Genomic DNA, 9773 nt, shown 5'->3' with positions numbered 1-9773 from the left:
CTCCAGGCCGCGGGCACGCTGCCGGCCGGGGCCTGGTGGGCGCTCGGCCCGGCCGCCGCGCCCGCGCTCGCCGCGGGCGCGCTGCGGATGGCCCGGCGGCGGCCCGTCGACCACTCCATGCCGGTCATCGACACCCCGGGCGGCGCGGTGCCGACCGGACCGCTGATCTGGGCGGCGACCGGCGTGGACCTCGCGCTGCTCGGGTCCCTGCCCGCGCTCGCCGCGCTGGCGTCGCGGGCCCGCCTCGGTGGCGCCGTACGTCGCGGCGCAGGCGATCGCCGGAGCCGCGGTGCTCGCCGCCTACGTCCTCAGGTCCGCCCGGAGAGCCGGCGGCTAGGGCCTGTCTCAAAGTCGTCGCACAGCAGGGCAGATGGCTTCGAGACAGGCAAGACTCCCTTGATCTTGTGACAGGATCGCGAAATGCTGCGACTCACCGATTTCATCATCGACTGCCCGGACACGATGAAGCTGGCAGCCTTCTACTCCGAGGTGACGGGCCGCCCGATCAAGGAAGGCAGCCACGAGAACTGGGCCGGCATCAAGTTCGGCGAGGTCGAGCTGGCCTTCATCCGGGTGGACGACTACCGCGCTCCGCAGTGGCCCGACAGCGAGCACCCCAAGCAGTTCCACCTCGACTTCGAAGTGGACGAGATCGAGTCCGAGCAGCGCCGCGTCCTCGACCTCGGCGCGACGCTGCAGCAGGACTTCTTCGGCCCCAACGGCTACGGTTGGCGGGTTTACACCGACCCGGTCGGCCACCCCTTCTGCCTGTGCCGCAACAAGGGCGTCATCTGGACCGACCAGGGCCTGATCTGATCGAAGCGCGCTCACAGGGCCGGTAGCCGGGATCGCCGGTCCGCTTCAGGCGGCCCGGCCACAGGCCGACTCGCAAACACAGCAGCGATCGAAGCTGAAGGGCCGGTCGCATGACTCCTGCCAGATCTTGGCGCTGTACGGGTCGGTGGACGCCGGATTCATCAACCGTGCGACGACGAGGGCCACCACTGTCTGGGCGCCTTTGGCGATGAGTGCGGACGCGGCACTCTGCAGGTGCGCGCCGGACACGAACAGATCGTTCACCAGCAGTACCCGCTCACCGTTCAACTCGCCGCCCCGCACCCGGAACGCGTTCGAATGGGATTTCCGGGCGGCGAGCACCGGAGCGAATTCGCCATCCGCCTGCAGCAGGAGGGGCCGGAAGAGGCGAGCCAAGGCACTCACCTTGCCGACGACCGCATCCATGAGAGGGAACGCTTGGACGGGGCGCTCGGCGCCGGTGCTCGGTATGGTGGCCACGATCGTGAAGGACCCGCCGGCCAGCCCCCGCAGGCAGCCGGCGTGTTTCTGGTAGAAGTGGGTCACTGTCGCGGCGAGGAAATCCACGCGGCTACGTCGGCCTGTGACACCGTAGGGGGTTTTCTCGCGGACCAGGACGTCGTACAACTGCGTCTCCTTGGTGGTCAGCGAGATCGGCACCACGTTTTCGGTGTAACCGGTCAGATTTTGTGTGGTGCGTTTGCAACTGGCGCAGGTGGGCCATGGCTTTCCGTCCCCGCGGTTGTTCGGCCCGGAGTGACAGATTCGGCAAACCCCCAGTCGCACGGGCGGAACGGCATGGAACAGCGGCAGAAAACCGCGAGTGAACGCCTCGGCGTCACCCATGGTCAGCAGGTGTTCGTTGGAGAGGCCATATCTACGAGATTGACCGCCTGCTCGCACAGGTCGTCAATGTCCCGAACGGCAGTCATGCCTCCCCGCGAAGCCGCTCGTTCCACCCACGGCTGTTCCTGGTGAAGCCGCTGGGACGCGAGCACATGGGTGCCGATTCGCAGCGCCTCCTCGACGTGCCCGCAGGAAGGCCCTCCGTCGGCACCGTCGACCACGTACAGGCAGTCGGCCAATCCGCAGGTCACGGCGCTTGCGAAGGCGTCTGAGCCGCCGATGGGGACGGAGCGGGGCCAGAAGGGGGAGACGATCGCGCCGCGCTCGGCTATCCGCTTGGCCACATTGGCGTACTCGCCGTAGGTGGCCGGCTCCGCGATGCCACCCGCGAGGACGGCCACGGTACGGCCGCCGGCGGCCAGCGCAGCCTGATGGACCGCGGCGTCCAGACGCGTACGCAGGGGCGCGACGACGACCAAACCGGCCTCGGCCAGGGCCTGTGCCGCGGCGGCGGCATGGCTGATGTCGTCCTCGCCGATCACGGCGACGGCGCGATGGTCCCCGGCTTGGAACCGCTCGCGTACCCACAGAAACGGGGGGCGGTCGTAGGCCCAGATCAAGTTGCCGGGGTAGGTGCCGTCGAGAACGGTGACGAGATCGACTCCCTCGGCCCGCATGGCGGCGATGAGGTCGCGTCCCCAGGCGAGGTGGCCGGGCCGGACGCGGGTGGCGACGGCGGCGGCGTGCGCCTGGTCGTCCTCGTCCCGGCCCGTGTAGCCGCCGTCGAGAAGCCGAAGCGCGCTGCCGGAGTCGAGGATGACACGCGCCGTGTGGAACCAGGGCTTGTCGTGCGTGGCTCTGGTGAGGGCGAGGACGGCTGCCTGCTCGTGGATCGTGGTCATGGTCATCACCAACCCGGACTCGGTCGCGCGGCCTCAACGTACGCTCCGGCACCGACATTCGCGGTACGGGATCGCGGTGGCGCGGTGGCTATCGTGCCGCGGCCGACGGGACGGCACGCCGTGTTCGCGGCGAACTGGCCATGCCGTGCCGGACTTTGACAGCAGGGAGACCGGCCCTCGCGACGGACGGCCGGGTGGTGAGTCGACGATCTGCTGGAAGGGCGGGCAAGGGGATCGACCGCGGGTAGGAGTGGAACTACGGTCCGTGACCTGACTGTGATCCGGATTGTGACTACAAGAAGTCAACTTCGGCGTACCTTGCGGTCAAGGGCTTGCCGCATCGCAGGGGAGACGCGTGACCGAGACCCGGCACGAGACGTCGGCGGAGGACCTCGTCGCCGAGTTCGACGCGGAGCGTCCCGCCCGGCGCCTGTCCGGCCGCACGGCGGCACTCGTCACGGTCGTCGCGCTGGCCCTGTCCCTCTACGCGCTTTACCAGACCTTCCGGCCGGGGGCGGTCCTGCCCTACCGGATGGCGTTCCTGGCCGTGGTGCTGCCGCTGGCCTTCGTCTGCTACAAGGCGCGGCGTGGGGGCCGGGACCGGCCCGGCCCGCTCGACTGGGTGCTCGCGGTGCTGTCGCTGGCCGTCTGCGTGTATCCGCTCGTCGTCTTCGACGACCTCATCCGCCGGGCGTACGCTCCGACGCCGCTCGACGTGGCGGCGGGCGCGCTGCTCACGCTGCTGCTCCTCGAGGCGTGCCGGCGGACCGTGGGCTGGATCCTGCCCGTCGTGTGCCTGGTCTTCTTCGCGTACGCCTACTACGGCGGCTACCTGCCCGCCGACTGGGCGCTGGGCCACCGGGGCTACGACCTGGACCGGATCGTGGCGGCGTTCACGATGGGCACCGAGGGCGTGTACGGCGTGCCCCTCGACGTCGCGGCGACCTACATCATCCTGTTCACGATCTACGGCGCGGTGCTCGACCATTCTGGGGCGGGGCGGTTCTTCGTCGACGTCTCCTTCGCCGCGTTCCGCCGCTCGCGCTCCGCGCCGGGGCGGACCGTCACGCTCGCGGGGTTCCTGCTCGGCACGGTGAGCGGTTCCGGCGTGGCGACCACCGTGAGCGTGGGCAGCGTGGCCTGGCCGATCCTGCGCCGGGCCGGTTATCCGCGCGAGCAGGCCGGGGGAGTGCTGGCGGCGGCGGGCATCGGCGCGATCCTTTCGCCCCCCACGTTGGGCGCGGCGGCGTTCATCATCGCCGAATACCTGCGGGTGAGCTACCTGACCGTGCTCGTCTACGCCACGATCCCGACCGTCCTGTACTACCTGGGCGTCTTCCTCGCGATCGAGATGGACGCCCGCAGGTACGGCACGCGGGCCGTTCCGGTGGACATGGGCGGTCCCTGGCCGCTGATCAGGCGCTTCGGCTACCACTTCAGCTCACTGTTCGTGATCATCATCCTGATGGCGCTCGGCCAGTCGCCGTTCCGCGCGGTCGTGTACGCCACGCTGCTGGCCTTCGCGCTGTCGTTCCTCGACCGCGCTCCCGGTGGCGAGAACCGGCTGACCCCGCGCCGTGCCGTACGGGCCCTGGCCGCGGGCGCCACCGGCGTGCTGCCGGTCGCGGTCACCTGCGCGGCGGCGGGCACGATCGTCGGCGTGGTCACGCTCACCGGGCTGGGGCTCAAGGCCGGCTCGCTGATCGTCGGCCTGTCCGGGGGGAACCTCGCGGCCACCGCCGTGGCCTGCGCGCTGGCCGTGCTGCTGCTCGGGCTGGCCGTGCCGGTGACGGCGTCCTTCGTCATCGCCGCCGTGATCATCGGACCCGCGCTGCTGAACCTCGGCGTCACCCCGGCCGAGGCGTACATGTTCATCTTCTACTACGCCGTGCTGTCCGAGGTGAGCCCGCCGACGGCGCTGTCGGCCTTCGCCGCCTCGGCGATCACGGGCGGCAACGCGCACCGCACGATGTGGGCCACCTGGAAGTACACGCTCCCGGCGTTCCTCGTGCCGTTCGCGTTCGTGCTCACGCCGTCCGGCGCGGCCCTGCTGGCGCAGCCCGATCGGCGATGTCGTGCTCGCCGCGGCCGTGTCCGCGCTGGCCGTGGCCGTCCTCGCGGTGGCCACCGGCGGCTGGATCACCGGCCCCGCCGGCCCGGTCGAGCGGGGCCTGTGCGCACTGGCGGCGGTCCTGCTACTCGTCCTGTCGCCCTGGCCCGTGCTGGCCGGGCTGGGCGTCGCGGCCCTGGCGCTCGCCGTCCACTTCGTCCGCAGACACAGGGAGGCGCATCCGTGAGGTTCAGGCTCGTGACGGCGCTGGCCGTCACCGCGGCACTGCTGGCAGGCGGTTGCGGGGGCGACCGGTCGGCCACGAAGGGCGGCGCGGGCGGCGGGACCCGCCTGTCGATCGCCACCGGCAACACCACCGGCGTCTACTACGTGCTGGGCGGCGGGCTCGCCGAACTCATCGACAAGCACCTGCCGGGCCACCGGGCCACCGCCGAGGCCACCGGCGCCTCGGTGGAGAACATCCAGCGGGTGGTCAGGGGACAGTCGGACATCGCCTTCACGCTCGCGGACACGGCCGCCGACGCGGTCAAGGGCACCGGCGCCTTCACCGCCCCGCAGCCGATCCGCGCGCTCGCCCGGCTGTACGGCAACTACACCCAAGTGATCGCGCGGACCGACGCCGGGATCACGTCCGTCGCCGGCCTGCGCGGCAAGCGCGTGTCCACGGGCTCGCCGAACTCGGGAACGGAGGTGATCGCGCTGCGGCTGCTCGCCGCCGCCGGGCTCGATCCCGACAAGGACGTGAAACGTCAGGCGCTGTCGCTGCCCGAGACCGTGCAGGGGCTCAAGGACGGCACCCTCGACGCGCTGGTGTGGTCGGGCGGGCTGCCCACCTCGGGCATCACCGACCTGGTGACGAGCATGGGCGACAAGGTGACCTTCGTGCCGCTGAACGACGTGCTGCCCGCCGTGCGCGCCGCCCACGGTCCCGTCTACACCGAGGGCGTGATCCCGAAGGGGGCGTACGGCACGCCGTCCGACGTGCCGACCATCGTCGTGCCGAACCTCCTCGTGGTGAACGCTGCGATGGACGCGAAGCTCGCGGAGGACCTCACCCGGCTGCTCTTCGAGCACAAGGCCGACCTGGAGAAGGTGCACGCGTCGGCCAAGGACATCACGCTGGCCGAGGCGCCGAAGACCGACCCCGTGCCGCTCCACGAGGGCGCGAGGAAGTTCTACGGCTGACGCGGCACGCCGGAGACCGGTACACGGTCTCCCGGCGTCCTGGAGCATGTACGCGGTGAACGCGGGGACGGTCACCGCCAGTGTCGACGTCACCGTCACCTGCGCGACCGGCGCAGTCGAGAATTCGTAGCCCACGCGGCGGGCCGGGGTCCGGGCCCGGCCCTTCCCGGGCCGTCAGAGGCGGGTGAGGCCGATGACGTGGAGGACGGCGTGGCCCTCCTCGTCGGAGGCCGCCAGGTCCACCTCGGCGCTGATGCCCCAGTCGTGGTTGCCGGCCGGGTCGTCGATGATCTGACGCACCCGCCACAGCTCCTTCTCCTCCTCGATGAGCAGGAGGGCCGGACCGCGGGCGGCCGGGCCGGTGAGGATCTCGTCGTGCTCCTCGTAGTAGGCGTCCAGGCCCGCGCCCCAGTCGACGTCCGGGTAGAGCTCGGCCAGCTCCTCCTCCCGGTCCAGCGCGGCGAGCTCCACCATCCGGAACATCGCGTTGCGGACCAGCACCCGGAAGGCGCGCGCGTTGGCGGTGACCGGGCGGGCCCTTGTCTCCAGCTCCTCCCCGGCCGCCAGCGCCTCGGCGGGGTTGGCCAGCTTCTCCCACTCGTCGATCAGGCTGGAGTCGACCTGGCGCACCAGCTCGCCGAGCCATTCGATGAGGTCCACGAGGTCGTCGGTCTTCAGGTGCTCGGGCACCGTCTTCGACAGCGTCCGGTAGGCGTCGGCCAGGTAGCGCAGCACCGTGCCCTCCGAGCGGGCCAGCTCGTAGAACTGGATGTACTCGGTGAAGGTCATGGCCCGCTCGTACATGTCCCGGACGATGGTCTTCGGGCTGACGACGTGGTCGCCGACCCACGGGTGGCCGCGCCGGTAGGTCTCGTACGCGCCGAAGAGCAGGTCGGCCAGCGGCATCGGATGGGTGATCTCGGCGAGGCGCTCCATCCGCTCCTCGTACTCGATGCCGTCGGCCTTCATCTGGGCGACCGCCTCGGCCCTGGCCTTGTTGAGCTGGGCGTGCAGGATCTGGCGGGGGTCGTCCAGCGTCGACTCGACGATCGAGACCATGTCCAGCGCGTACGTCGGGGAGCCGGAGTCGAGCAGCTCGAAGGACGCCAGCGCGAAGGTGGACAGCGCCTGGTTGAGCGCGAAGTCCTCCTGCAAATCCACGGTGAGCCGGGCCATGCGGCCGTGCTCGTCGGGCTCGGCGAGCTTCTCCACGATGCCGCCGGCCAGCAGCGAGCGGTAGATCGCGATGGCGTGGCTGATGTGGCGGCGCTGCGCCTTGCGGTCCTCGTGGTTGTCGGTGAGCAGCCGCTTCATCGCCTGGAAGCAGTCGCCGGGCCGGTTGATGATGGACAGCAGCATGGCGTTGCTGACCTTGAACCGGGAGGTCAGCGGCTCGGGCTCGGCCGTCTGGAGCTTCTCGAACGTCTCCTCGCTCCAGCCGACGAACCCCTCCGGGGGCTTCTTGCGCGCGTAGCCGCGGCGCCGCTTGGGGTCGTCGCCGATCTTCGCCAGCGCCCGCTCGTTCTCGATCACGTGGTCGGGCGCCTGGCAGACGACGTATCCGACCGTGTCGAACCCGGCCCGGCCGGCCCGTCCGGCGATCTGGTGGAACTCCCGCGCGCGCAGCCGCCGCACCTTGGTGCCGTCGAACTTCGACAGCGCGGTGAACAGCACGGTGCGGATCGGGACGTTGACCCCCACGCCGAGCGTGTCGGTGCCGCAGATGACCTTCAGCAGGCCCGCCTGGGCCAGCCGTTCCACCAGGCGGCGGTACTTCGGCAGCATGCCCGCGTGGTGCACGCCGATGCCGTGCCGTACGAGCCGGGACAGGGCGCGGCCGAAGCGGGTGGTGAAGCGGAAGTTGCCGATGAGGGCGGCGATGGCCTCCTTCTCGGCCTTGGTGCACATGTTGATGCTCATGAGCGCCTGGGCGCGCTCCATCGCCGCGGCCTGGGTGAAGTGCACGACGTACACCGGGGCCTGCTGGGTGGACAGCAGCTCCTCCAGCGTCTCGTGCAGGGGAGTGGTGCGATAGGAGTAGATCAGCGGCACCGGGCGCTCGGCGTGCTTGACCACGCTGGTGGGGCGGCCGGTGCGCCGGGTGAGGTCGGTCTGGAACCGCTCGACGTCGCCGAGCGTGGCCGACATCAGCACGAACTGCGCCTGCGGCAGCTCCAGCAGCGGCACCTGCCAGGCCCAGCCGCGGTCGGGCTCGGCGTAGAAGTGGAACTCGTCCATGATCACGGTGCCGACGTCGGCGTCCGCGCCGTCGCGCAGCGCGATCTGGGCGAGGATCTCGGCGGTGCAGCAGATGACGGGCGCGTCGGCGTTCACGGTGGCGTCGCCGGTCATCATGCCGACGTTCTCGGTGCCGAACAGGGCGCACAGGTCGAAGAACTTCTCCGACACCAGCGCCTTGATCGGCGCGGTGTAGAAGCTGATCTCGTCCCGGGCCAGCGCGGCGAAGTGCGCCCCGGCGGCGATCAGGCTCTTGCCCGAGCCCGTGGGCGTGGACACGATCACGTTGTTGCCGGAGACGACCTCGATCAGGGCCTCCTCCTGCGCGGGGTACAGCGTGAGCCCCCGATCGGCGTTCCACGACACGAACGCGTCGAACAGCGCGTCGGGTTCAGAGCCGGACGGAAGACGGCGGAGGAGGCTCATGCTTTCGCTCACGCCTCTTATCCTGCCCAAGACGCATGACTGTTTCGACCGGCTCGACGTACGGCAAGGTGTGGCACAGCTACGTCAAAGGGGTGTGGCGCTGCACGAAGCCGCAGGTCAAACCCACAAACTAGCGGTATGGGGGAGAAGTGGGCCGGGCTCGCCGCGCGCCGGGAGGCGGCGGCCGACGTGCTGCTCGCCGTCGCCGTCCTCGCCTTCACGGTGCCGGCGGTGGTGTTCGGCCGCTCCTTCCCGGCCCTGCCGTTCCTCGCCGTGCCGTGGTGGGCGCAGGTCGCCGCGTCGGCCGCGGCGGCCGTGTCCATGCTGGCGCGGCGCAGTGTGGCCTGGCCGATGGTCATGGCGACCGTCGCCTGCGCGCTGCTCGCGGGCGAGACCATGCCGCTGATGCTGGCGGCGTACTCGATGACGGCGCGGAACACGGTGCGGCGATGGCCGTGGGTGACCACTGTGCTGGCGGGGGTCTTCGCGCTGGCCGACTACACGAGCCCCTACACCGACCGGCTGCCCGTCGCCGTGGCGGTGCGGGCGGTCACGCTGATCTTCCTGCCCGCGCTGGTGGGCACCTGGGTGTGGCGCTACCGCTCGATGATCCGGGAGCTGCGGGCGGGCGTGCGGGCGCGGGAGGAGCGCGCCGCCGCCCAGGAACGCCGCCGCATCGCCGGTGAGCTGCACGACACGGTGACGCATGCGGTGACCGTGATGGTCCTGAACGCCGGTCTCATCCAGGACGCCGACGAGCTCGACGAGATCCGCAAACTGGCCAGGAACATCGAGGACAAGGGCGTGCGGGCGCTGACCGAGCTGCGCGAGCTGCTCACGGCGCTGCGGCGCAGGGACCTGCCGCCCTCGGCGGAGAGCGTCGAGGGGATACCGCGCCTGGTGGAGGAGAGCAGGGCCACCGGCCTGCGCGTCGCCCTGCACTACGACGTGCCGGAGGAGGCGCTGTCGCGGCAGGCCGGCCACGCCTGCTACCGCGTCGTCCAGGAGGGCCTGAACAACGTGCGCAAACACGCGCCCGGGGCCGATGTACAGGTCGTCTGCGAGGCCCACGGCGGCGTGCTGAACGTGTCGGTGGTCAACAGCGGCAAGAGCCGGGCCGTGCCGGTCCGGGTGCCCGCAGACGCGGGGGGCGGCTACGGGCTGCCCGGCCTGCGCGAGCGCGTCGCCCTGGTGGGCGGGCGGCTGACGTACGGGCCGACCGCCGAGGGCGGGTTCGCGCTCACCGCCACCATCCCCTTCCACCCGCCCGACCAGCACGAGCCCTGACC

At 70.9% G+C, this 9773-nt stretch carries 6 protein-coding genes and 1 pseudogene; 4 read left to right on the top strand and 3 right to left on the bottom strand.

The window, feature by feature from the left end:
- A pseudogene (locus tag B1L11_RS47435) lies at positions 1 to 408 on the top strand (hypothetical protein); the annotation flags it as partial.
- A gap of 12 nt (positions 409 to 420) precedes the next feature.
- Positions 421 to 816 (top strand): VOC family protein, encoded by a 396-nt coding sequence (locus B1L11_RS37115; protein ID WP_079319942.1) that lies wholly within the window; start codon positions 421 to 423, stop codon positions 814 to 816.
- A gap of 45 nt (positions 817 to 861) precedes the next feature.
- On the opposite strand, the gene B1L11_RS37110 is transcribed toward B1L11_RS37115, so the two are convergent.
- Together B1L11_RS37110 and B1L11_RS37105 are read right to left on the bottom strand one after the other, a co-directional pair.
- Positions 862 to 1662, bottom strand: a complete 801-nt coding sequence (locus B1L11_RS37110) for a hypothetical protein (protein ID WP_143737817.1) — start codon at positions 1660 to 1662, stop codon at positions 862 to 864.
- Between the two features lie 2 nt (positions 1663 to 1664).
- Positions 1665 to 2564 (bottom strand): DNA-processing protein DprA, encoded by a 900-nt coding sequence (locus tag B1L11_RS37105; RefSeq protein ID WP_179155503.1) that lies wholly within the window; start codon positions 2562 to 2564, stop codon positions 1665 to 1667.
- A gap of 355 nt (positions 2565 to 2919) precedes the next feature.
- Here B1L11_RS37105 and B1L11_RS37100 point away from each other — a divergent pair, with 355 nt between their 5' ends.
- Complete coding sequence (locus B1L11_RS37100; protein WP_218671539.1) at positions 2920 to 5820, top strand: TRAP transporter fused permease subunit; 2901 nt, start codon at positions 2920 to 2922, stop codon at positions 5818 to 5820.
- Between the two features lie 174 nt (positions 5821 to 5994).
- Here the strand turns inward: B1L11_RS37100 and B1L11_RS37090 are convergent, their stop codons facing one another.
- Positions 5995 to 8484 (bottom strand): RNA helicase, encoded by a 2490-nt coding sequence (locus B1L11_RS37090; protein ID WP_079319945.1) that lies wholly within the window; start codon positions 8482 to 8484, stop codon positions 5995 to 5997.
- 138 nt (positions 8485 to 8622) lie between these two features.
- On the opposite strand from B1L11_RS37090, the gene B1L11_RS37085 reads away from it, so the two are divergent.
- A complete protein-coding gene (locus tag B1L11_RS37085) occupies positions 8623 to 9771 on the top strand; it encodes a sensor histidine kinase (protein WP_079319938.1) in 1149 nt (382 codons plus the stop codon).
- The last annotated feature ends 2 nt before the right edge of the window (positions 9772 to 9773 follow it).

The sequence above is a fragment of the Microbispora sp. GKU 823 genome, from assembly GCF_002027145.1.
Lineage (GTDB): Bacteria > Actinomycetota > Actinomycetes > Streptosporangiales > Streptosporangiaceae > Microbispora > Microbispora siamensis.
The sequence above is the reverse complement of the archived record's forward strand: the minus strand, read 5'-3'. Positions and strand labels throughout refer to the sequence as shown.

Bases quoted from the DNA above. Each gene is read 5' to 3' on its own strand.
- B1L11_RS37110 (WP_143737817.1), bottom strand. From the start codon at position 1,662: ATGGGTGACGCCGAGGCGTTCACTCGCGGTTTTCTGCCGCTGTTCCAT.
- B1L11_RS37090 (WP_079319945.1), bottom strand. From the start codon at position 8,484: ATGAGCCTCCTCCGCCGTCTTCCGTCCGGCTCTGAACCCGACGCGCTG.
- B1L11_RS37085 (WP_079319938.1), top strand. From the start codon at position 8,623: ATGGGGGAGAAGTGGGCCGGGCTCGCCGCGCGCCGGGAGGCGGCGGCC.
- B1L11_RS37115 (WP_079319942.1), top strand. From the start codon at position 421: ATGCTGCGACTCACCGATTTCATCATCGACTGCCCGGACACGATGAAG.
- B1L11_RS37105 (WP_179155503.1), bottom strand. From the start codon at position 2,564: ATGACCACGATCCACGAGCAGGCAGCCGTCCTCGCCCTCACCAGAGCC.